The following is a 21,072-nucleotide window of genomic DNA, read 5'->3' on the forward strand; positions in this document are numbered from 1 at the left end:
GGCTATTCTTCGACGGCTTCGACCGCTTCCAGCAGCGTCAGCGTCCGGTCGACCAGCGCGTCGGGATGGCGGGCGAGCACGAACGCCAGCGGTTCGTCGCCGTACGCGCCGCGGTTCACGAGCGCCGAGGGCGTCCCTTCGACGGCGTCGAACGCGGCTTCGACGCCTCGTTCGATGGTGCCCTCCCGTCCGTCCGCTGCGGACTCGTCGCCGCCGAACTCGGCGACGGGGCCGTCGAGTTTCTCCAGCGCGGCCGCGACCTCGTCGTCGTACCGGCAGTTCACCGCGAACCGGAGTGCGGGGTCACGCTCTCGGGCGGCGAGCAGCAGGCGGGCGACGTGGGTCGACGCGCCGAAGCGGACGCCGCGGTTGGGCCGGGCGCCCGACAGCGTCCGGGTGATCCGCCCCTCGACGGCGGCGGTCTCGTCCGGGCGCTCGGCGTAGGGCGTCGCGCCCGCGACGTTGACGCCCACCTCGGGGACCAGCGGGCCGATATCTCGGTCGACGAACGACTGCACGATCCCTTCGACGGCTTCCGCCGTCTCGTCGCGGGCGGCCCGGTCGCGCAGTTCGACGGTGTGATGGACGGCGCCGGCCCCCTCGCCCACGTCGAGGTTGTAGCGGACGGCGCGCGCGAGCAGGTCGATGCCCGCACCGACGGCGTCCACGAGGTCGTCGCCGTGGGCCAGTCGGGTCGCGATCGCAGAGGAGAGCGTGCAACCGGAGCCGTGCGTGGCGTCGGTGTCCACCCGCGGGTGGCGGAAGGTCTCGACCCGTTCGCCCGTGACGAGCACGTCCACCACGTCGTCGCCGGGCACGTGTCCGCCCTTGACGAGCGCGGCGTCGGCGCCCATCTCCACGAGTCGCTCGCCGGCCTCGCGGGCCTCGGCCTCGCTCTCGGGCGTCACGTCGGTCAGGACCGCCGCTTCGTCGGCGTTCGGGGTCACGAGCGTCGACTCGGCGAGGAGGTCCTCGTAGGCCGACTCGGCCTCGGTGGCGAGCAGGCGGTCGCCCGACGCCGCGACCATCACCGGGTCGACCACGGCCGGCGCGTCGAGGTCGCGGACCCGTTCGGTGACGAGTTCGACCACCCCCGCGGTGGCGAGCATACCCGTCTTGACGGCGGCCACGTCGAGGTCCGAACAGACCGCCTCGCACTGGGCGTCGATCTCCTCGGTGGGGAGGACGTGCGTGCTCTCGACGCCCGTCGTGTTCTGCGCGGTGACGCTCGTGATCGCGGTGGTCCCGAAGCCGCCGCCGGCCTCGATGGTCTTCAGATCGGCCTGGATGCCGGCGCCGCCGCCCGAGTCGCTCCCCGCGATGGCGAGGACGACCGGCGGTTCGACCGGTGCTTCCCGTCGTGTCATGTGCGGGTGTTTCCGCGCCGACACCAAAGCGGTGGCGAGAGGCGACGGGGATCGAGTACGTTCCGCGCAGACACGTGGTAACTACGCACAAACGTCTCCCGGCCCTGCGATCCGATATGGAACTGGAACTGGCCGACCTGCAGACCTACCTCGAGGAGTTCGACTACCCGGCCGACCGCGACGAACTGGCCGCGGCCTGCGAGGACGTCACGGTCCAGCTGGTCGAGGGGCAGCGCAACCTCGGCGACCTGCTCGCCGACGCGAACGTCGACCGTTTCGACTCGCCCGACGACGCCTACACCGCCGTCCAGAACGACCTCCCGCGGGAAGCCGTCGGCGAACCGTACCAGTCGGAAGGCGAGGGATAGGGACGGCGAGCGGTCGCGGCGACGCCCGGATGGGCAGCGGACGGCGAGTCGCTGCTGTCCCGAGTGATCGGGTCTCCTTATACTATATATTGAATGGATACCATACCCACGGTAAGGTTTAACTCGGTCACCGATAGCAACTAAAGCGAACTTCACGATGTCCGAGACGCAGCGGCGACCGGGAAGCGCGGCGGATCGATGCGGGACCTTCGAGACCATCGACGGCGACCTGGTGCTCTACGACCGGGAGAACGCCAACGCCTGGATACAGGCCAGCTACGCCATCGACTTCGCGGAGGTACGCGCGGACGGGCCGGCGGAGTAGCCCCGCGGCGGCGCCACTCTCAGCCGACGGTGATCATCGTCACGCCGGCGATGGCGAACGCCGCGGCGACGAGTCGCACGCGGAAGGCGTCCTCGCCGAGGAGCACGCCCCCGAGCAGGACCGCGATGACGGCCTGCGTATTGATGATCGGTGAGGCGAGGCTCGCAGAGAGCTTCGAGAACGAGAGCATCACGAAGTGCTCGGCCACCGCAATGAGGAGACCGACCCCGGCGAAGAGGTGCAGGTCGTCGCGGACGCCGTCGGGGAGCCGCTGGACGGCGAGCGGCGCGAGCGCGAGCGGGACCGCGACGAACAGCACGAGGTTGAACGACTCCGGCGGCACCTGCAGTTCCTGCATCAGCACGCGCTTGCCCACGTCCACGATCCCGAAGATAGCGGCGCTCGCCAGCGCGAGCTGCGCCGGGCGGGAGTTGGCAGCCCGCACGAAGGGGTCGATCAGTTTCCCCGGTTCGTAGTTGGCGACGTACACGGCGGCGGTCGCGACGAGGACGCCGGCGATCTGGAGGCCGGAGAGGGCCTCGTGGAGGAAGACCAGTTCGATCGGGAGGACGAAGACGGCGACGAGCTTGCTGATCGGCGCGACGTAGGAGACGTCACCGACGGCGATGGCACGGAACGAGGCGAGGAATGCCAGGATCGACCCGCCGACGGTGAGGACGAACATGGCGACGCCGAGGGTCCCGAACCCGTCGGGGAGGAACGGGCCGTCGTTCGCCACGGCGGCGATGGGCAAGTACCAGACGAGCGACGCCGCGAACGTCAGCGTGACGTACACCGTCGACGGGTACTCGCTGAAGTACCGCTTGATACAGAACAGGTAGACGCCGAGGACGAACGCCGCCACGACCGCGTAAACCAGTCCGGGTTCCGGGCCGAACACGGCCGGAGGTGCCCGCCGAGAGACCAAGAGGTTTCCTCTCTGGGGCAGACGCGGCGGCCGACCACGGGGACGAACTCACACCCAGGGAACGCCGACGGCCGAGAAGACCCCGAGGCCGAGCGGCCCGAGGACGGCGAAGACGACGACGAGCGTCAGCCAGGCGACCGCGGCGATCCCGAACGCCTCGACCCAGCCGCCGGGATAGGCGACGTTCAGCACGCCGAGGTACGCGACGAAGGTGAGGATCGGTCCGAGCAGCGGGACCCACCCGACGAACGTCCCGACGACCGCCCAGACGACCGACCCGATTAGCGCCGCCGTGACGGCCTTCTCGTAGCTCTCGCCGCCCGCGATCAGCGCCGCGCCGACGTAGATGCCCACCCCGCCGACCAGCGCGCCGACCACGAACGTGACGAATCCAGTAACGAGTCCCATACCCGAGGTCAGAACCCGAAACCTCAAAAAAGTAAGCAATCCGCACGTAGTCAGTCCCGCTCGTCGTCGCTCAGAGCCACGGGATGCCGCCGTATCGCAGGTAGACCATGTCGAGGATGAGCAGGAGCTGGAAGAACCCCTGGAGGCCCCCGAGCATGGCGTTCTGCTTGCCGATCCCTGCGATGACCGACGGATCGGGATCCGCGGAGATCATCTCGAGGTACATCCGCACCTCGCCGGGCATCAGGAAGCCGAAGCCCTGCACCGAGAGGATCGTGACGATGACGAGCGCGACGACCACCGCGGGTTCGGTCATCTGGAACTGGCTGATCGTCAGCACCACCCAGGTCAGCGACCCGACGGTCGCGACGAGGAAGACGGTCTGCCACCGCCGGTCGCCGTAGCAGTCGAGCCGCCAGCCGATCAGCAGCAGGACCGGGATCAGGTTCGCGGCCGTGAAGATGGCCAGCCACGGCTCGGCGTGGGGAAACATCCCGATTTTCTGCGCGAGCGTGAGTCCGCTCGCGATGGTCACGAACGCGAGCGACGGCAGCAGGAACGAGGTCTTGGGCGTCAACCGCTGGAAGAACGCGGCGCTCTTCTCGTCGTCGAGGCCGCCGACGACCGGCCCGAGGACGGCGCCCATGAAGATGTCGATGCCCGTCCACAGCAGCCCGGCCATGACGTGAACGTAGGTGTGTGTCTGCAGCGATGCGACCGTCAGCGCGTACCCGAGTGCCGCCAGCGGGACGAAGACCACCGCCACCGCGAACGCCGGATTGGCCCGGCGACCCAGCCCGCCGACCGTACCCCGAATTGTCGTCGTCGACATACGGGTAGGCATGTCGAATCGCCGTAATAAAGCTACTCGTCGGGGAAATATCGGCGGGTAGTGCGACTCCCTGACTATCGGACCCTCCGGGCCCGCACCGCTTTCGGGATCGCCTGCCCTGTACTTCCGGCGAGATCGTCCGGAACGGCCGCTTTCGCGTTCGCGCCCCTTTTCCGCGTCCGGTCGCTAGCCCGGCGCATGAGCGACGCCGAGACCGCCGAACGAATCGGTATCTACTCCGACTACGTCTGTCCGTTCTGTTACTTGGGCCGCGAGTCGCTCTCGCAGTACCAGGCCGAGCGCGACGAGGAACTGGAGATCGACTGGCAGCCATTCGATCTGCGGGCGGGCAAGCGCAACCCCGACGGATCTATCGACCACTCGGTCGACGACGGCAAGGACGAGGACTACTACGAACAGGCCAAGGAGAACGTCGAGCGCCTGCAGGAGGAGTACGGCGCCGAGATGAGCCTCGACCTCTCGCGAGAGGTGGACTCGCTGCCCGCGCAGGTCGCCTCCTTCTACGTCAAGGAACACTACCCCTACGAGCAGTGGCTCGACTTCGACGTGGCCATCTTCGAGGCGCTCTGGCAGGACGAGCGCGACATCGGGGACGCCGACGTGCTCGCCGACCTCGCTGAGGAGGTCGGCCTCGACCCCGAGGAGATTCGCGCGGCGGTCGAGGACGAACAGTGGCGCAGCGAGGTCGAGCGGCGATTCGACGAGGCACGACAGCAGGGCGTCACTGGGGTTCCGATGTTCATCTACGACGAGCACGCGGCCCGTGGCGCGGTCCCGCCGGAGCACCTGCGCCGACTGGTCGAAGGAACCTGAACGGGCGCAAACGCGACACCGACCCACACTACTTACCCTCCGCGGCCCCACGACGGAACGATGACCGTCAGAGAGCACGCCTCGAAGCACGACCGCATCTCGGATCTCCCGCTGGTGACGGAGTCCGCGACGGTCGTCGAGGCCGAGGCGATGGACCGCGACCGCACCGCGGAGGTCCGCGAGGCCGTCGACCACTGGTTCGAACGGGCGGGCCTGGCCGACCGCTACGACACCGTCTCGGACTACGAGGACTGGGGCCAACTCGTCCAGGAACTCCGGGCGGACGGCTACCACAGTTTCGCCCGCCGGTGCGGCGCGCTGCGGGAGCGCTACGAGCGCCCCCACCCGATGCTCACCCGCATCGAGTTCGAACCCGACGAGTCCTTCGAGTACCTGGCCGGCCAGTACGTCGGGCTGCGCTACTGCGGCGAGTCGCGGGCCTACTCGCTGGCCAGTTCGCCCACCAGCGACACCGTCGAGATATGCGTCCGTCGGGTCCCCGGCGGCGACCTCTCCCCGCAGCTCTGTGCGGATCTGCAGGTCGGCGACCGCGTGACGATGCGCGGTCCCCGCGGCGAACTCGTCCTCGACGACCCTTCGAAGCGCGATCTGGTCTTCCTCGCGACCGGGACCGGCGTCGCGCCGCTGAAGGGCATGACCGACTACGTCTTCGAGACGGGACTGGACGAGGTCGACGGCCAGCAACGGGACGTGTGGGTCTTCCTCGGTGCCGCCTGGGAGGACGACCTGCCCTACCGAGAGGCGTTCCGCGAGTACGCCGCCGAGCGCGACAACTTCCACTTCGTCCCATGTCTCAGCCGCGAACCGTACCTCTCGAAGTGGGACGGGGAGACCGACTACGTCCAGCACGCCTTCGTGAAACACGTCGACGACGCGGCCGTCACGGCGTCGCTCGGCCGCGAACTGGAGCGGTGGCTCGGCGAGTCGCCCGACTCCGGCGTCGACGAGCGCATCGATCCCGGCAACGCGGAAGTGTACGCCTGCGGCCTCAACGCGATGGTCCACAGCCTCGTCGACGCCGCCGCGTCCGTCGGCGTTCCCGACAGGTTCATCGAGGCCGAAGGGTTCGGGTAGCCCGGCCGGGGCGGCGAGCCACCGGCGCACCGGCGAGTGAGCAGCGGACCGGCGTGCCGACCGAAAGAAACCCATGAGCGAAGCGAGAACTCTCGGTATGGCGACTGCCCTCTCTCAGATCCCGAGCGAGCGGGTCCGACGCGCCGACGTGTTCGCGTACGTCGTCGGCCTCATGGGCGCCCTCTACGTCGGCGACTTCGCGCTGGCGGCGTTCGCGGGGACCGCGACCACCTTCGGTGCGGGCCTCGCGGCGATCGGCGGGTTCGCGCTCGCCGCCGCCGCGCACATGTACCGAAATCCGGACGAGATCCACAACGGAGACGAGCCGGCGCCCGCTTATCTCTACGTGCTACCCGCCGTTTCCACCGGTGCGTTACTCGTGCTGGCCGTCGGCTGGGTCACCGGCCTCGCGTAACCCTCCGGACACGGTTTCCGACTCGGAAGTCGTGTAGTCCCTTTTATAATCTACCCGGGAAAACTGTCGGGCGATGAGCGCGGGCCAGGATCCCGAAGAAGCGGGTGTGATCTCGTTGCTCGACGACGAGTACGCCCGCGCGATCCTGGTCGAGTCGAGCCGGGAGCCGCTGTCGGCCTCGGCGCTGGCCGAGCGCTGTGACGCCTCGGAACCGACGATCTACCGCCGCATCGAACAGCTACGGGACCACGACCTCATCGTCGAACAGCAGCAGCTGGACCCGGACGGCCACCACTACAAGACCTACCAGACGCGCGTCGAGCGCGTCACCATCGAGATCGAAGACGGCGAGTACACGATCGACGTCTCGCGCCGCGAAGTGGACGCCGCCGACCGGTTCACGCGCCTGTTCGAGGGACTGACCGAACCATGATACAGATCGCGACTGCCCTCGCCTCGGTGCCGGCACAAGTCTCGGTCACCGGCGGGTCCGCCGTCGTCGCCGCGGTGGCGCTGCTCGGCCTCGCGGTGGCCGCCGGGCTCTCGGTGTTGATCGCCTACGAGGCGCTGAAGGGGTACCGCGGGACCGGCGACCGCGCGATGCTGTTCCTCGCGGTCGGCATCGTCCTCCTGACGGGCGGTCCCATCGCCCTCCGCATCCTGCTCCCCACGTTCACGGAGACGCCCGAGTCCGTTCGCCTCCTCTCGACAACCGTCAGCGAACTGCTCGGCCTCGGCTGCATCCTCTACGCCATCTACGGAGAACCATGACCGGCCACCCACGACGGACCGACGACGCAACCGCCAGGACCACGCCGATCGGCGCCCGGCAGGGGGGAGAGTCATGACCGGCGATTCGGTCACCATCGCCGCCGAGAGGGCGATCACGGAGGGACCGCGGGCACTCCAGACCGTCATCACCGTCACGCCGGCGACGCTCGCCGGTGCGCTGACGGCCGTCGTGGGGCTGTTCGTCGCCTACCAGGCGTTCCGCGGCTACCGGCGCAACGACAGCCGCCCGATGCTGTTTCTCGGACTCGGCATCTTCCTCGTGACCGCGCTCCCGTTCGTGGTCACGTCGGTCCTCGCCGGGCCGCTCGGCGCGAGCGACGCCGTCGCCGTCCTCGCCTGGACTCTGCTGGAGATCGCGGGACTCAGTTCGATCCTCTACGCGCTGACCGGTGCGTGAGCGGGAGCGCCGGCGATCGAAGTTCTCGATAGACCGATGGTCGCTGTTACCTGCCTGCACTATCACCCATCGTTTTAGTACACCTGCGGTCGAGAAGCCACCAATGAGTCGACGGGTTTCGCTCCCACCGGTCCCCGGCGGCCCGCGGGCGCTCCTCTGGCGGTTCCTCCGCGTGCCCTTCCGCCTCCAGACGTACGCGAACCTGCTGTACCTCTCGGCGCTGTTCCCGCTCGGCATGATCTACTTCGTCGGGTTCACCGTCGGATTCACCCTGGGCGTCGGGCTGTCGATCCTCCTCGTCGGTATCGCCCTGATCGTCGTGCTGGTGTACGTCACCCGAGAGCTGACCGCGCTCGAACGATGGGTCGCCGATCGAGCCCTCGTCGTCGACGTGCCGGCCGGCGACGCCGAGCAACCGCCGCTGTCTGCCCCTCTCGCTAACCTGAAGTACGTCTTCACCAGCCTCTCGACCTGGAAGGGGCTGGTCTACCTGGTGAGCAAACTCGCGCTCGGCATCGGCGCGTTCACCCTCCTCGTCTCGGTCGGGGCGATCTCACTGTCGCTGGTGTTCGTCCCGTTGTACTACGAGGACGTCAACGTCGGCGTCCACCCGCTCTCCGGTGAGATGAGCGCCAGCCCGTCGATCGAGTTCGCGCTGCAGACGTGGCAGATCGGCCTGACCATCCCCTTCCGGGTGACGACGTGGTACGTCACGACGCTCCCGGAGGCGCTCGTGGTCTCCGCGTTCGGGCTGTTCGCGGTGATCTGCTCGCTGCACGTCTGCAACTTCGCGGCGCGGGTCGCCGGCTGGTACGCCTCGCTGTTGCTGGGCGGCACCGACCGGTCGACGATCCGAAGAGCGCTCGACGTGTGATGCTCGGGGGTCGGCGTGGTGCTCATTCCTCGCCGTTCACGAACGCCTGTACTTCCTCGACGCTCAGCACGCCGTCTTCGCGGGTTCCGACGAGGTCGCCATCGACGAACAGCAGGAGCTTCGGGACGCTGCGGACGTCGTACTCGTCGACGAGCACCGGGTCGTCGCGCGGGTTCATCGTCGCGACGACCACGTCGGTGGTCCGGGCGACGCCGCTCAGGACCGGCTCCATCGCCTTGCACTTCCCACAGCCCGCGGTGTGGAACTCGACGAGGACGCGCTCGTTGTCCGCGACGAGTTCGTCGAGGTCGTCGCGGCTCGACGGCGTGATCGGTCGGTCGTGGGTTGCGGCCATGATCGGCTGTAAGTGGTCGCGTCAGGTAAGCATCGCGCCTCTGTGTCTGTGAGAATCGAAGAGACGGCGATTCGGGGAGCAGGTCGACCGCAAACAGCGTGAAAGCCCCGACGCGTTCGACTCGGGGGCCTCGTTGCGCGCTTCCCTCGCTTCGCTCGGTCCAGTGCTTACTTCGTCCGCCTTCGTCGAACGCGTCGCCCCTTTCATTCCCACCCGCACAGACTGATCGGCGTTCTACGTGGGTGGGAATGAAAGGGGCAGCCGTCTGCACGAACCCCGGCGACGTAAGCACTACAGGGAGCGGAGCGACCGAAGCGCGCAACGAGCCGCGGGAGTGCAGACGGATGGGGCTTTCACGCTGTTCCCGACACTAGCGGTCCCTGCGGTCGCGGTACCGTCGTCTATCGAGATAGTCGTCGGGCCGAAACGGGTCGAGTCATCGGTATCGGATCCGACCGAGCGAACCGTTCGAAGACGGAGACCCGATGGATATAACCCGGGCGGTCCGCTGTCTCACACCCATGGACGCGGCACTGGGAGCGCCGGCGAAGATGGCCGAGCGGGAAGAGGACCTGACGCCGATGATGGCCCAGTACTTCGAACTCTGCCGGGAGTACGACGACTCGCTGGTGCTGTTTCAGGTGGGGGACTTCTACGAGGCGTTTTGCGAAGCCGCCGAGCGGGTCGCGCGCCTCTGTGAGATCACGCTCACCCAGCGCGAGGACTCGACCGGCGAGTACGCGATGGCGGGCATTCCCATCGACAACGCCGAGTCGTACATCGAGCGCCTGCTGGAGGCGGGCTACCGGGTAGCCGTCGCCGACCAGGTGCAGGACCCCGACGAGGTGACCGGCGTCGTCGACCGCGCCGTCACGCGCGTCGTCACGCCGGGGACGCTGACCGAGGACGAACTGCTCCGCAGCCCCGACAACAACTACGTCGCCTGCCTGACCGCGGGCGGCGGCGACGGCGGCGGATCGGCTGCCAACGCCGACCGCGACCGCCCGGTGACCGAGCCGACGGCGGACGAGGACGGCCCCTACGGGCTGGCCCTGCTGGACGTCTCGACCGGCGACTGCTACACCACGAGCGCCGGCCGTCTCGACTCGATCGCGGACGAACTCGGGCGGTTCGCCCCCGCGGAGGCCATCGTCGGGCCCGACGCGCCGGTCGACGTGTTCGACGGCGACTGCATGGTCTCCCCGTACGAGCGGACCGCTTTCGAGGCCGACCGAGCGCACGAGCGCGTGGACGCCTACTTCGGCGACCTCGGTCTCGCCGCGGACGTCGAAGTTCGCGCCTGCGGCGCGCTGCTGGCCTACGCCGAGTACACCCGCGGTGGCAACCCCGACGCCGGCGATATCGGCGACGACTCGTCCGCGGAGGTGGCCGACCCGGACGCCGCACCCGGGGACGCCTCGCTCGACTACATCAACCACCTCACCCGCTACGACCCCCGCGAGTACATGCTGCTCGACCGGGTCGCCCTGGAGAGCCTCGAACTGTTCGACCGGCGGGCGGTCCACGGTCACCAGGGACTGACGCTCGTCGACGCGCTCGACGAGACCGCCTGCGCGCTCGGCCGCCGGAAGCTAAACGACTGGCTCCGACGCCCCCTGCTGGACGAGGACCGCATCGCCGCACGACACGACGCCGTCGCGGAACTGACCGGCGACGTGGCACTGCGCGAGCGCCTCCACGAACTGCTCGACGACGTTTACGACGTCGAGCGGCTGGTATCCCGGGTCGCCCGCGGCCGGGCGAACGCCCGCGACCTGCGGTCGCTCCACGACACGCTCGCGGTCGTCCCCGACGTGGAGGCCGCGCTCGAAGACGCCGAGTCGGCGACTCTGGTCGAACTGCGGGAGAACCTCGACTCGCTGGCTGACGTGCGCGAGTTGGTCGACGACGCGATCCAGGAGGACCCCGCCGCCGAACTCACGGAGGGCGGCGTCGTCAAGCCCGAGTTCGACGAGGAACTCGCGGCGCTCCGCGAGACCGAGCGGGAGGGCAAGGCGTGGATCGACGACCTCGAAGCGGGCGAGCGCGAGCGCACAGGCATCGGATCGCTGAAGGTCGGCCACAACTCCGTCCACGGCTACTACATCGAGGTGACCGACCCCAACCTCGACAGCGTCCCCGACGACTACACCCGCCGCCAGACGCTGAAGAACGCCGAGCGGTTCGTCACGCCGGAGCTCAAGGAGCGCGAGGACGAGATCATCCGCGCCGAGGGCCGCGCTGACGACCTCGAATACGAACTGTTCTGCGAGGTCCGCCGTGAGGTCGCCGAAGAGTCCGAGCGGGTGCAGGCGCTCGCCGACCGGCTCGCCCGGCTGGACGTGTTCGTCTCGTTCGCGAGCGTGGCGGCGAAGTTCGACTACTGCCGGCCGGAGGTCGGCGCCGACGGGTTCGACGTCGAGGCCGGGCGGCACCCGGTCGTCGAGCGGACCGAGGAGCGGTTCGTCCCCAACGACGCCCACTTCGACGACCGCGACTTCTTCGCGGTGATCACCGGCCCGAACATGAGCGGGAAGTCGACGTACATGCGCCAGATCGCGCTCATCGCCGTCCTCGCGCAGGCGGGCAGCTTCGTCCCCGCCGCGTCGGCCCGCCTGCCGGTGGTCGACCGGGTCTTCACCCGCGTCGGTGCCAGCGACGACATCGCCGGCGGGCGCTCGACGTTCATGGTCGAGATGACCGAACTCGCGGACATCCTGCAGAACGCCACCGAGGACTCGCTGGTCCTCCTCGACGAGGTGGGCCGGGGCACCAGCACCGCCGACGGCCTCGCCATCGCCCGCGCGGTCACCGAACACGTCCACGACGAGGTGGGCGCGACGACGCTGTTCGCCACCCACCACCACGAGCTGACCGCTATCGCCGAGGAACTGTCGGGCGTGTTCAACCTCCACTTCGAGACCGAGCGCGACGGCGACGACGTTGCGTTCGAACACGAGGTCGCACCGGGCGCCGCGGCCGCCTCCTACGGCATCGAAGTCGCCAAGATGGCCGGCGTCCCCGGCGAGGTGGTCCAGCGCTCCCGCGAACTGCTGGACGAGAGCGACGCGGGCGGTGCAGGGGACCCCTCGGTCGAGACGAACGGCCACGACGCCTCCGAGTCCGTCCGAGTCAGCGACACGGCCGACGACGGCGAGGATTCGGCTGGCGCTGCCGATCCCAGCGGTATCGGCGACCGTGGACCCATCGGCGACGCCGGCAGTGAATCGCCGGAGTCGCAGCTCGCGGCCCAGCTCGAAGCGCTCGACGTGGCGACGATGACCCCGCTGGAGGCCATGAACGCGCTCGCCGACCTGAAGTCGTCGCTCGACGAGTGAGCGGCGGGAGAATATCTGATTCCAGTCAGTCCGTCGACTCCGCGGGCCCCGTCGGCGTCAGCGGAACGAACTCCAGGCCACGCTCGGCGAGCAGCCGACTCGCCCGGTCGGTCACCGAAGGGGCGACGAGGATGCCCCGGACCTCCGTGTCGGCGTGGAGGTCCCGCTCCATCGCGTCCACGTAGCGGCCGAGCTGGCCGACGGCGTCGGGGCCGACGCGGCGGCGCTTGAGTTCGACCGCTACCGCCCGCTCCTCCGAGTCCTCGCCGTAGATGTCGACCGCGCCGGCCGGCGTCTGGCGCTCGGTCGCCAGCGGGATGAACCCCTTCTCGACCAGCGACGGCTCGTCGAGGATGCGCTGGCGGAGGTCCTCCTCGGTGCCTGACAGCGAGAGGTCGCGTTCGTCGGTCAGGCCGTAGGCCGACACTTCGAGGACCGACTCGAACGTCACCGCGAGGTGTTCCTCCGGATTCTCGCGGTGACTCTCGACGACCAGTCGACCGTCCTCGTCGAGGGTCGCCTCGTGGTCGCAGTCGGGGGGTTGCCAGTTGACCGGTTGCTGGCCCTCGTCGGTGTGGACGAGCGCAGCACCGTCGGGTTTGAGCATCACCAGCCGCTCGCCGGGACCGAGCGTGCTCGACGCGCGACCCTCGTAGTCGACCGTACACTGGCCGACCACGGTCACCAGCGCGCCCGTCTCGATGGCCTCGGCGACGAGGTCGCGGGCGGTCCGGTGGTCGGGGCGTTCGCGCGTCTCCAGCCGGAGTCCGTCATCGACGGCAGTCACGCCTCTCCCTTGCCGGTCAGCGGGTAAAAACCGCGCGACACGGGACGGAAAACTGGGCTACGTCGGGCCGTCACCCCCTCGCGGAATCCACAGAATCGGGTCGCGAACGTCGGGGTGGCGGGCCAGCCGGACGGCGAGGTACGCCGTCGCCATCCACTCCGGGAGGAGGCCGGCGTCGACGGCGTCTCCGAGGACACCTTTCGCGGTACGTGAAAACCGTCGGATGCGCGCGGCGGCCGCCGCGTCGGTCCGCGGCACGAGCACGACGGCGTCACGGACAAACGACGCCGCCGCGTCGTCGCGGGTCCCTGCTGGGGCCTCGGCGTCTGGTTGTCGGCCAGTCTCGATGCCCGGCCGGCAGACCAGGAACGCCTCGACCGTCCCGTCGGCCGCGACCAGCGCCTCGTAGCCTCGTGATCCGAGCCGATCGAGGACGCGGCTGGTCGGGACGGTCGTGTCGACTGAGTCCGGGTCGACGAGGTCGGGGGGCACCTCCCCGTCCCGGACGGACGCGACCAGCCGGTCGAGGTGCTCGCCACCCCACTGGGAGTGGTAGCAGTCGTACCGGCCGTCCGGTCGCGCCACGGCGACCATCGCACGCGCTCCCACGGCGAGTCGGGTTGGTCCCGCTCTCCCCCATAAATGCTCGGACCGGGAGTCCGGTGACGTCCTCGCCGAGTGGCGGTGTCAGCCCGCGTGACCGTCGCCGCCGCGGAACCAGCTCGCCACCTTGAGAACGACGAAAAACGGGAGAAGCGGCAGCATGACGACCGCCATCCCGGCGGCGACGAGCAACCCAATGGCGTTCATCTCACCGTTCGGTTTGAGACCGGAGGAAGACGACACGCTTCGGACCATACGCAGAACTACGGCAGGAATTCGCAAGTACGTTACGATAATGCGGCAACTACACCGCCGGACGGCACCGGCCCGGCCGCTTTCAATCGTCGAATTCGACCAGACTCTTGAGCGGGACGAGCCGGTGCTGGATCTCGGGTTTGGTGTAGCCCGACGACTCCTCATCGACGCCCGCGGTGTAGACGGTGACCTTCTGCTGGAGGACGTGCGGTTCCCCGTTGTTGTTCCGGACGACCTCGACCGATCGCCACGCCTGGTCTTTCATACCACACCACAGAGGGTCCGGTGGTAAATCGCTTTGGCGGGGCCGCCACGGCTCCGCGACGCCGGCCTGCCCGTGCTTACTCGTCGGTGCTCGCGCTCTCCGCGGACCGAAGCGTGACCGTTCGCGTCTCCAGGCCGGCGTCGTAGTACGCCCGGGCGAGCGACGACTCGTCCGTCACGACCGATTCGTCGACGGTCCGGACCCGGACGGTCACGTCTAGCGGTGCAGTCTCGAACGGGTAAGGATCGATGTGGTAGGCCCCGTCCCCGACCGAGACTATCGAGAGCGTTGCGTCATCTCCGTCAGTCGTCGGCACGGCATCTATCTCACCGTAGCCGGGCGGCGAGTCGGTAATGCAGAACGAGAGGGAGAGCGCGTCCCACGCCTGGAGGCGGCGGTAGTCGTCCCACAGGCGCCCGGCGTAGCCGTCGGCCACTCGTCTGGACTCGTGGAGCGACGACAGGAGGTCGCGGTCGGCTTCTGTTACGGGGGCGGGGCCATCGCGCTCGTCGGCCAGCAGCGCGTCGAGCAGTTGTCGCTGGCGTCGGTGTTCCCGGTCGACGAACCCCCGGAAGGGCGCCGGCGTCTCGGGCCACTCCGGGGAGAGGCCGTAGCGCTGGTTACGCAGGCCGGCGCCGTGCATCGAGACGAGCAGACCGGCGTAGTCGTCCACGTCGGCGACGGCGTCGATGCCGTCGTCGTAGAGGTCGACCCAGATGTCGGGCGGCATATCGCGGAAGTCGACGGGGTCGCCCTCGTCGTCGAGGTGCGGGTGGCGGTCGTAGGCCCGCCAGCCCGTGTCGTGGGCGTAGGCCGCCAGCGCGAGCGACGCGAACGGCTCCGGGCGGTCGAACTCGTCGCTGCCCCAGGCGTCGGCGAACTGCCCCGCGAGAACCGCGTGGTCGGGCTGGCTGACGAACTGGTAGCCCTCCGCCGTCTCGGCGACGATCATGCCCGTCGTTCGGGCGTCACCGGGAAAGTGTCGTCGCTCGGGGCGGTCGTCCCTTTCCGTCGGTTCCGCGTGAATGTTGGACTGCTGGTTGCGAGTTACTGATCGGATCCGAACGGAACTGAGAGACAGCGAGGGGAACAGACCACTACATTGACCTATTAGCGAGACACTTCCCGGAGGCCGGCATCGCCATCGGTATCCGCGGCTTCGCCTGGGTGTGGGAATCGGGGCGGCCGGTCGCGGAGAGACGCTCCCGCGACCGGGAGCAGTGCATCCACCAATGAAACGACGCCAGCTACTGCTTGGACTCGGCACCACCGCAGGGGTGAGTGCCGCGCTCGGGACGGGCGCCTTCTCGAGCGCCGCGGCGAATCGCCAGATGACTGTCTCCGTCGCCGACGACGCGGACGGCCTCCTCGCGCTCGAACCGGGGGAGGGGCCGAACGGCGAGTACGCCGACGACACCGGCGATCGCCTCCAGATCGCGTTCGGCGAGGGGAGCACCGGACTCACCTCGAACTCCGTCTACGCCTTCGACGACACGTTCGAGGTCGTCAACCACGGGACCCAGCCGGTCTACGTCTGGACCGAGGTGACGACCGACGCGTTCACCGACGAGGAGCTGTACCTCTACCACTCGGACCGCACCGCCCCGCTCGACGAGAGCGCGGCCGCGGAGGTCGCGGTCGGGAACGCGCTCTCCCTCGGCGTCTACGTCGACACCGGTGCCGAACTCGACACCTACACCGTCGACCTGACCGTCCGCGCGACGGCTGAGCCACCCGGTGACGGCGAGGGTGGAAGCCAGCCCGGAGAGGGGGGCGACGACGAGGGAAACGGGCAGACTGAACGCATCGATCCGCTGGTCTTCGACTCGACCGCCGGGCTCCTCGGCGCCGACGGCCCGCTCGCGGACGACGCGGTGGTCGTCGCTGCGGAGTCGACCGCGACCTCGGTCGACGAGGACGGCAACGGCGACGCGGAGCCGTACGGCGACGGCGAGTCGATCCCGCTCGTCGCCGCCGACGGCGGCGTCCTCGCGTTCGGTGTCCCGTTCGGGACCAACGACACCGACTTCGGCACCTACGGCAACGAGGAGTTCCTCCGCAACGCCCTCGTTGAGTTCGCGGAGAGCGGGACCGCCTGCTGGGACGAAAGTCACGACCAGTTCTACACGCTCGACAGCTTCTCCACCTTCGCAGAGTACGCGGAGGAGTTCGACTTCCAGGCGACGACCGACCTCACCGCCGATCTCGGCGACGCGGACGTGGCGGTCGTCACCTCGCCGTCCGACGCCTTCGACGAGGCGGAGACCGACGCCCTCGCCGACTTCGTCGCCGACGGCGGGAGACTGGTGCTGATGGACCAGTCGGACTACAGCGACTACGACGAAACGGGCAACCTGAACGACCTCGCCGCGGCCGTCGGTACGGATATCCGGTTCAACGACAATCAGGTCGTCGACGAGGAGAACAACGCGGGAGCCGCGTTTACACCTGTGACCGAGAACTTCAACGACGACGAGTATCCGGAACTGTTCGAAGACCGCTCGGGGCTCGGCCTCGAACTGGACACGAGCGAGACCTACGAGGTGGAAGTCGTCAGCGTCGCAGACGGCGACACGGTCGACGTCGAGTTCCCGGACGGAGCCGTCGACACCGTTCGGACGGTCGGCCACGACACGCCCGAGACCGGCGCCAGCAGCGAACGGCCCGCCGAGTGGGAGGGTATCGACGACCCCGAGACGCTGGCGGCGTGGGGGTCGGAAGCCACCTCCTTCGCCGAGGAGGAACTCGGCGGCGCGACCGTGACGCTCTCGTTCGACGAGAACGAGGGGCTACGCGGGAACTACGGTCGACTGATCGGCTTCCTCGAAGTCGACGGCGACCTCTACAACGAGACGGTGATCCGCCAGGGGTACGCCCGCGTCTACGACTCCGGACTCGGCCGCCACGACGAGTTCTGGAGCGCCGAGGCCGACGCCCGCGCCAACGGCCGCGGGCTCTGGGCCGACAGCGACGTCGAGTCGACGCCGCCGGTCCGCAACGACCCGGTCTCGGAGCTGTTTTTCCCCGATCCGACGGCCATCACGGCCGATGGCGGATCGCTGGCCGACGACCGTGTCCCCGTCCGCTCGGAAGCGGGCGACCCGCTGGTCGGCGTCGACGAGAGCGCTCGACTGGCAGTGGTCGGCGGGCCGCTGGTCGACGAGTCCTTCCACTCCGAGGAGGGGGGCCCCGGCGTCGAACCGTTCGGCAACGAGGCGTTCCTGACGAACCTGATCGACGACCTCACTGCGGAGGGACGGGAGGGCGACATCCTCATCGACGGCGGCCACGGCCAGTTCGCCGCCGACTACGCGCTCTCGGCCGAAGACGCCGCCCACTACGGCCGCTATCTCGAAGGACAGGGGATCGGCTTCGAGGCCACCAACGACTACGGCGACGAGTACGGCCCGGATCTGGCCGACGCGCGAGCGCTCGTCGTGACAGCGCCGTCTGAGGCCTTCGACGACGGCGAGATCAGCGAGATCGAGTCCTTCGTCGAGAACGGCGGGGCCGTCGTCCTCACGAGTTCGGGCGCCGACGCCGCGGACACGGCGCGATCGAACCTCGACTCGCTCGCTGCGGCCTTAGGGAGCGACCTCCGGACCGGTTCGGCGGTCACCGACGACGCGAACAACCTCGGCGGCCCACAGAACCCGACGACGACGAACTTCGACGACAGCGGTCCGCTGTTCGCCGCCTACGGGAGCGACAGCGGTGAGAGTTCGCTCGTCCTCGAGGAGGTCGTCTCCGATCCCGACGGCGACCCGATCGACGACGAGTACGTCGCGTTCACGAACGACGGCGACGCGTCGATCGACCTGTCGGGGTACACGGTGGCCGACGAGGCCGACAACAGCTACACCTTCGACTCGCTGATGCTGGGGCCGGGCGAGACGGTCAAACTCTACAGCGGCGACGGCCAGGATACGGCGACCGAGCGCTACTGGGGCAACTCGGGCGTGGCCGTCTGGAACAACGGCGGCGACACCGTGATCGTCGCGGATCCGGACGGGACCACCGTGATCGAAGAGAGCTACAGCGGTTGACCCGGATCGGTCCGGCTGGTCAGGGTCGAGGGGACACACCGTGTTCGAGATGAAATCGACCGGACGAATGCTGGTCGTCGGAGCCGCCCTCGTCGCGGCGCTGCTGCTCGCGTCGGGGACGATGAGCGCGAGTTCGACGGGCGTCGAGCGGTCGGCGTCGGTCTCGGTCGTCGGCGACGAGGACGGGTTCGTCGGCGTCACGGAAACGGGCAGCGGGGTCGTCGTCGGCGAGACCGCGGCGGTACTGAAGATCCAGAACGGGCTCGGCGAGCCGATTACGATCGACGACGTGACGGTCACGGACCCCGCCGTCAGCGTCCAGCGAGCCGTCGACGACGGGAGAGCGGTCTTCGATGGCGACGGCGCCATCGGCTCGCTCGCGCCCGGGCGGCAAGCGACGGTCGAAGTCACGTGCACACGACCGCGCGAGCGCCGCCCCGTCGAGGTTTCCGTCGCGGGCGACGGCGCTGTGGGCTTCGACGTGCGAGCGACCGTCACCGTCGAGTGTCTGGCGCCGACGACCGACTCGGGTCCGGGAACGGGAACTGCGGGTCGAGAACCGCTGCAGACGCCAGCGGAGACGGAGATGCCGGCCGGTACGGCCCCGGACAGCAGCTGACGCTTTCCCCGTTTTCGAACTCATTCAGTTGGAACCACCGCTCGGCAGCGGCTCCGCTTTCGGTAACGGAACAGCCTGCGCGGACGCACCGAGCGGCGCGAAGAAAAATCGAGAAGCGGAAGGCGGACCGCTACAGCAGGTCTTCGACGTTGTCGACGACTTCCTCGGGGGTGTCGCCGACGGGGACGCCCGCGGATTCGAGCGCGTCGATCTTCGACTGGGCGGTGCCGGTACCGGAGCCGGAGACGATGGCGCCGGCGTGGCCCATGCGCTTGCCCGGCGGGGCGGTACGGCCGGCGATGAAGCCGGCGACCGGCGTGTCCATGTGCTCGTCGATGAACGCGGCGGCCTGCTCCTCGTCCTCGCCGCCGATCTCACCGCACATGACGACGGCGTCGGTGTCGGGGTCGTCCTCGAACAGCTGGAGCGCGTCGATGAACGACGTGCCGATGATCGGGTCGCCGCCGATACCGATTGCGGTCGACTGGCCGATGCCGCGCTGGGTCAGGTTGTCGACGACCTGGTAGGTCAGCGTGCCCGAGCGAGAGACGAGGCCGACGTTGCCGGCCTCGAAGATGTTGCCCGGCAGGATGCCGAGCTTGGCCTCGCCCGGCGTGATGAGGCCGGGACAGTTCGGACCGACGAGGTAGGTGTCGGTCTCTTCCTCGGCGCGCTTGACGCGGGCCATGTCCTGGGTCGGGATGCCCTCGGTGATGGCGACGACGAGTTCGAGCGGCGCGTCGAGCGCCTCGAAGAGCGCGTCGCCGGCGAACGCCGGCGGGACGAAGACGACCGACGTGTCGGCGTCTTCCTCCTCGGCGGCCTTCTGGACGGTGTCGTAGACGGGGACGCCCGCGACCTCCTGGCCGCCCTTACCCGGGACGGCGCCGGCGACGACGTTGGTCCCGTACTCGATCATCTGTTCGGTGTGGAACTTGCCCTCACCGCCGGTGATACCCTGGACGATAACGCGGCTGTCTTCGTCGACTAGGACACTCATGCTTCCACCTCCTCGGCGTACTCGACCGCACGCTGGACGGCGTCCTCCAGCGTCGTCTCGACCGTGACGAGGTCCTCGTTGAGGATCTCCATGCCTTCCTCCCAGTTAGTGCCCGCGAGGCGGACGACGACCGGCTTGGGGATCTCGTCGAACTGTTCGAGTGCCTGGTTGATCCCCTTGGCGACCTCGTCGCCGCGGGTGATCCCGCCGAAGATGTTGAACACGACGGAGTCGACGTTCTCGTCCGAGAAGACCATGTCGAGCGCGTTGGCGATGCGGTCGGCCTTCGCGCCGCCACCGACGTCGAGGAAGTTCGCGGGCTCGCCGCCGTAGTGGTCGACGAGGTCGAGCGTCGTCATGACGAGACCGGCGCCGTTGCCGATGATGCCGACGTTACCCGAGAGACGGACGTAGTCGAAGCCGTACTCGTCGGCCTTCCGCTCGAGTTCGCTCTCGGCGAACTCGCCCTCTTCCTCCATCTCCTGGAGTTCGGGCTGGCGGAACAGGGCGTCCTCGTCGACGTTGAAGACGGCGTCGGCGGCGATGACCTCGTCGTCGCCGGTGACCATCAGCGGGTTGATCTCCGCGTCGGAGCCGTCGCGGTCGTCCCACAGCTGGTAGAGCGTCGTCAGGATCGAGGCGACGTCGTTCGCGATGGCGCGGTCGACGCCGGCGTCGTAGACGACCTTGCGGGCCTGATAGGGGTGCATGCCGAAGGCGGGGTCGATGTGCTCGCGGGCGATGGCGTCGGGGTCCTCCTCGGCGACCTCCTCGATGTTGACGCCGCCGCGGGTCGAGACCATCGCGACGGGCTTGCCCTCGCCGCGGTCCATCGTGACGCCGACGTAGAGCTCGTTGACGAAGTCGACGGCTTCCTCGATCAGCACGCGCTCGACGGTGTATCCCTTGAGATCCATCCCGAGGATGTCCTCGGCGGCCTCGCGGGCCTCATCCTCGTCCTCGGCGAGTTTGATCCCGCCGGCTTTCCCGCGTCCGCCGACGTGTACCTGTGCCTTCACGGCGACCGGATAGCCGATCTCCTCGGCCGCGGCGACCGCCTCGTCGACGGTCCCGGCCAGCTCCGCGTCCGGTGTCGGGATACCGGCGTCGGAGAAGACCTGCTTGGCCTGATATTCGTGCAATCGCATGTCACTCGAAACGCCGTTCGG

General features: G+C 68.8%; 24 protein-coding genes. 12 read left to right on the forward strand and 12 right to left on the reverse strand.

The annotated features are described in order from the left end of the window. Positions 1 to 2: 2 nt before the first annotated feature. Positions 3 to 1,367, reverse strand: coding sequence for a bifunctional hydroxymethylpyrimidine kinase/phosphomethylpyrimidine kinase (gene thiD / locus AB2U09_RS09405; RefSeq protein WP_459192460.1), 1,365 nt, complete (start codon positions 1,365 to 1,367; stop codon positions 3 to 5). Positions 1,368 to 1,483: 116 nt separating this feature from the next. Between thiD and AB2U09_RS09410 the strand changes: the two genes are divergently transcribed. Together AB2U09_RS09410 and AB2U09_RS09415 are read left to right on the forward strand one after the other, a co-directional pair. Continuing rightward, entirely contained in the window at positions 1,484 to 1,735 is a 252-nt protein-coding gene (locus tag AB2U09_RS09410) for a DUF5789 family protein (RefSeq protein ID WP_459192461.1), read from the forward strand. Positions 1,736 to 1,892: 157 nt separating this feature from the next. Next, positions 1,893 to 2,060 (forward strand): DUF7331 family protein, encoded by a 168-nt coding sequence (locus tag AB2U09_RS09415; RefSeq protein ID WP_459192462.1) that lies wholly within the window; start codon positions 1,893 to 1,895, stop codon positions 2,058 to 2,060. A gap of 19 nt (positions 2,061 to 2,079) precedes the next feature. Here the strand turns inward: AB2U09_RS09415 and AB2U09_RS09420 are convergent, their stop codons facing one another. The 3 genes from AB2U09_RS09420 to AB2U09_RS09430 all read right to left on the reverse strand — a co-directional run bounded on the left by AB2U09_RS09420 (position 2,080) and on the right by AB2U09_RS09430 (position 4,192). Beyond that, on the reverse strand, positions 2,080 to 2,961 hold the full coding sequence (locus AB2U09_RS09420) for an EamA family transporter (RefSeq protein WP_459192463.1): 882 nt from the start codon (positions 2,959 to 2,961) through the stop codon (positions 2,080 to 2,082). A gap of 75 nt (positions 2,962 to 3,036) precedes the next feature. Then, positions 3,037 to 3,396, reverse strand: coding sequence for a hypothetical protein (locus AB2U09_RS09425; RefSeq protein ID WP_459192464.1), 360 nt, complete (start codon positions 3,394 to 3,396; stop codon positions 3,037 to 3,039). Between the two features lie 70 nt (positions 3,397 to 3,466). After that, positions 3,467 to 4,192 carry a hypothetical protein gene (locus AB2U09_RS09430; protein ID WP_459192821.1) on the reverse strand — a complete coding sequence of 242 codons (726 nt, stop codon included), beginning with the start codon at positions 4,190 to 4,192 and terminating at the stop codon, positions 3,467 to 3,469. Positions 4,193 to 4,426: 234 nt separating this feature from the next. On the opposite strand from AB2U09_RS09430, the gene AB2U09_RS09435 reads away from it, so the two are divergent. From AB2U09_RS09435 to AB2U09_RS09465, 7 genes are all read left to right on the forward strand, one after another. Then, positions 4,427 to 5,062: a DsbA family oxidoreductase gene (locus tag AB2U09_RS09435; protein ID WP_459192465.1), complete on the forward strand. Its 636-nt coding sequence runs from the start codon at positions 4,427 to 4,429 to the stop codon at positions 5,060 to 5,062. Between the two features lie 60 nt (positions 5,063 to 5,122). Further along, positions 5,123 to 6,157 (forward strand): ferredoxin--NADP reductase, encoded by a 1,035-nt coding sequence (locus AB2U09_RS09440; protein ID WP_459192466.1) that lies wholly within the window; start codon positions 5,123 to 5,125, stop codon positions 6,155 to 6,157. 97 nt (positions 6,158 to 6,254) lie between these two features. After that, positions 6,255 to 6,572 (forward strand): hypothetical protein, encoded by a 318-nt coding sequence (locus AB2U09_RS09445; RefSeq protein ID WP_459192467.1) that lies wholly within the window; start codon positions 6,255 to 6,257, stop codon positions 6,570 to 6,572. Between the two features lie 73 nt (positions 6,573 to 6,645). Continuing rightward, a complete protein-coding gene (locus AB2U09_RS09450) occupies positions 6,646 to 7,005 on the forward strand; it encodes a helix-turn-helix domain-containing protein (protein ID WP_459192468.1) in 360 nt (119 codons plus the stop codon). 26 nt (positions 7,006 to 7,031) lie between these two features. Further along, on the forward strand, positions 7,032 to 7,343 hold the full coding sequence (locus AB2U09_RS09455) for a DUF7521 family protein (protein WP_459192469.1): 312 nt from the start codon (positions 7,032 to 7,034) through the stop codon (positions 7,341 to 7,343). A 73-nt stretch (positions 7,344 to 7,416) separates the two neighbouring features. After that, a complete protein-coding gene (locus AB2U09_RS09460) occupies positions 7,417 to 7,761 on the forward strand; it encodes a DUF7521 family protein (protein WP_459192470.1) in 345 nt (114 codons plus the stop codon). 103 nt (positions 7,762 to 7,864) lie between these two features. Further along, complete coding sequence (locus AB2U09_RS09465; protein WP_459192471.1) at positions 7,865 to 8,635, forward strand: sensor domain-containing protein; 771 nt, start codon at positions 7,865 to 7,867, stop codon at positions 8,633 to 8,635. A 22-nt stretch (positions 8,636 to 8,657) separates the two neighbouring features. Here AB2U09_RS09465 and AB2U09_RS09470 read toward each other — a convergent pair whose 3' ends face one another. Further along, a complete protein-coding gene (locus AB2U09_RS09470; RefSeq protein ID WP_459192472.1) occupies positions 8,658 to 8,990 on the reverse strand; it encodes a thioredoxin family protein in 333 nt (110 codons plus the stop codon). 521 nt (positions 8,991 to 9,511) lie between these two features. On the opposite strand from AB2U09_RS09470, the gene mutS reads away from it, so the two are divergent. Further along, the gene (mutS, locus tag AB2U09_RS09475) at positions 9,512 to 12,328 is read left to right on the forward strand and encodes a DNA mismatch repair protein MutS (RefSeq protein ID WP_459192473.1); all 2,817 of its coding nucleotides are present in this window, start codon (positions 9,512 to 9,514) and stop codon (positions 12,326 to 12,328) included. Positions 12,329 to 12,353: 25 nt separating this feature from the next. Here the strand turns inward: mutS and nucS are convergent, their stop codons facing one another. The 5 genes from nucS to AB2U09_RS09500 form a co-directional block, all read right to left on the reverse strand. Beyond that, on the reverse strand, positions 12,354 to 13,115 hold the full coding sequence (nucS, locus tag AB2U09_RS09480; RefSeq protein ID WP_459192474.1) for an endonuclease NucS: 762 nt from the start codon (positions 13,113 to 13,115) through the stop codon (positions 12,354 to 12,356). A gap of 57 nt (positions 13,116 to 13,172) precedes the next feature. After that, a complete protein-coding gene (locus AB2U09_RS09485) occupies positions 13,173 to 13,724 on the reverse strand; it encodes a hypothetical protein (RefSeq protein WP_459192475.1) in 552 nt (183 codons plus the stop codon). A 78-nt stretch (positions 13,725 to 13,802) separates the two neighbouring features. Beyond that, complete coding sequence (locus tag AB2U09_RS09490) at positions 13,803 to 13,973, reverse strand: DUF7535 family protein (RefSeq protein ID WP_459192476.1); 171 nt, start codon at positions 13,971 to 13,973, stop codon at positions 13,803 to 13,805. Positions 13,974 to 14,055: 82 nt separating this feature from the next. Beyond that, the gene (locus AB2U09_RS09495) at positions 14,056 to 14,238 is read right to left on the reverse strand and encodes a hypothetical protein (RefSeq protein ID WP_459192477.1); all 183 of its coding nucleotides are present in this window, start codon (positions 14,236 to 14,238) and stop codon (positions 14,056 to 14,058) included. A gap of 76 nt (positions 14,239 to 14,314) precedes the next feature. Continuing rightward, entirely contained in the window at positions 14,315 to 15,190 is an 876-nt protein-coding gene (locus tag AB2U09_RS09500; RefSeq protein WP_459192478.1) for a DUF3891 family protein, read from the reverse strand. Positions 15,191 to 15,470: 280 nt separating this feature from the next. On the opposite strand from AB2U09_RS09500, the gene AB2U09_RS09505 reads away from it, so the two are divergent. After that, a complete protein-coding gene (locus tag AB2U09_RS09505; RefSeq protein WP_459192479.1) occupies positions 15,471 to 18,284 on the forward strand; it encodes a DUF4350 domain-containing protein in 2,814 nt (937 codons plus the stop codon). A 67-nt stretch (positions 18,285 to 18,351) separates the two neighbouring features. Beyond that, positions 18,352 to 18,903 (forward strand): hypothetical protein, encoded by a 552-nt coding sequence (locus tag AB2U09_RS09510; RefSeq protein WP_459192480.1) that lies wholly within the window; start codon positions 18,352 to 18,354, stop codon positions 18,901 to 18,903. A gap of 130 nt (positions 18,904 to 19,033) precedes the next feature. On the opposite strand, the gene sucD is transcribed toward AB2U09_RS09510, so the two are convergent. After that, positions 19,034 to 19,903: a succinate--CoA ligase subunit alpha gene (sucD, locus tag AB2U09_RS09515; RefSeq protein ID WP_459192481.1), complete on the reverse strand. Its 870-nt coding sequence runs from the start codon at positions 19,901 to 19,903 to the stop codon at positions 19,034 to 19,036. Beyond that, entirely contained in the window at positions 19,900 to 21,051 is a 1,152-nt protein-coding gene (sucC, locus tag AB2U09_RS09520; protein WP_459192482.1) for an ADP-forming succinate--CoA ligase subunit beta, read from the reverse strand. The genes sucD and sucC overlap by 4 nt, the downstream gene beginning before the upstream one ends. Between the last annotated feature and the right edge of the window lie 21 nt (positions 21,052 to 21,072).

This window comes from Halosimplex yunnanense (assembly GCF_054504345.1).

Excerpts from the sequence above, each read along its gene's own strand:
- AB2U09_RS09410 (WP_459192461.1), top strand. The coding sequence starts at position 1,484 with ATGGAACTGGAACTGGCCGACCTGCAGACCTACCTCGAGGAGTTCGAC.
- AB2U09_RS09415 (WP_459192462.1), top strand. The coding sequence starts at position 1,893 with ATGTCCGAGACGCAGCGGCGACCGGGAAGCGCGGCGGATCGATGCGGG.
- sucD (WP_459192481.1), bottom strand. The coding sequence starts at position 19,903 with ATGAGTGTCCTAGTCGACGAAGACAGCCGCGTTATCGTCCAGGGTATC.
- AB2U09_RS09445 (WP_459192467.1), top strand. The coding sequence starts at position 6,255 with ATGGCGACTGCCCTCTCTCAGATCCCGAGCGAGCGGGTCCGACGCGCC.
- AB2U09_RS09435 (WP_459192465.1), top strand. The coding sequence starts at position 4,427 with ATGAGCGACGCCGAGACCGCCGAACGAATCGGTATCTACTCCGACTAC.
- thiD (WP_459192460.1), bottom strand. The coding sequence starts at position 1,367 with ATGACACGACGGGAAGCACCGGTCGAACCGCCGGTCGTCCTCGCCATC.
- AB2U09_RS09500 (WP_459192478.1), bottom strand. The coding sequence starts at position 15,190 with ATGATCGTCGCCGAGACGGCGGAGGGCTACCAGTTCGTCAGCCAGCCC.
- AB2U09_RS09490 (WP_459192476.1), bottom strand. The coding sequence starts at position 13,973 with ATGGTCCGAAGCGTGTCGTCTTCCTCCGGTCTCAAACCGAACGGTGAG.
- AB2U09_RS09505 (WP_459192479.1), top strand. The coding sequence starts at position 15,471 with ATGAAACGACGCCAGCTACTGCTTGGACTCGGCACCACCGCAGGGGTG.
- AB2U09_RS09465 (WP_459192471.1), top strand. The coding sequence starts at position 7,865 with ATGAGTCGACGGGTTTCGCTCCCACCGGTCCCCGGCGGCCCGCGGGCG.
- AB2U09_RS09450 (WP_459192468.1), top strand. The coding sequence starts at position 6,646 with ATGAGCGCGGGCCAGGATCCCGAAGAAGCGGGTGTGATCTCGTTGCTC.
- AB2U09_RS09425 (WP_459192464.1), bottom strand. The coding sequence starts at position 3,396 with ATGGGACTCGTTACTGGATTCGTCACGTTCGTGGTCGGCGCGCTGGTC.
- AB2U09_RS09495 (WP_459192477.1), bottom strand. The coding sequence starts at position 14,238 with ATGAAAGACCAGGCGTGGCGATCGGTCGAGGTCGTCCGGAACAACAAC.
- AB2U09_RS09440 (WP_459192466.1), top strand. The coding sequence starts at position 5,123 with ATGACCGTCAGAGAGCACGCCTCGAAGCACGACCGCATCTCGGATCTC.
- AB2U09_RS09510 (WP_459192480.1), top strand. The coding sequence starts at position 18,352 with ATGCTGGTCGTCGGAGCCGCCCTCGTCGCGGCGCTGCTGCTCGCGTCG.
- sucC (WP_459192482.1), bottom strand. The coding sequence starts at position 21,051 with ATGCGATTGCACGAATATCAGGCCAAGCAGGTCTTCTCCGACGCCGGT.
- AB2U09_RS09460 (WP_459192470.1), top strand. The coding sequence starts at position 7,417 with ATGACCGGCGATTCGGTCACCATCGCCGCCGAGAGGGCGATCACGGAG.
- mutS (WP_459192473.1), top strand. The coding sequence starts at position 9,512 with ATGGACGCGGCACTGGGAGCGCCGGCGAAGATGGCCGAGCGGGAAGAG.
- AB2U09_RS09470 (WP_459192472.1), bottom strand. The coding sequence starts at position 8,990 with ATGGCCGCAACCCACGACCGACCGATCACGCCGTCGAGCCGCGACGAC.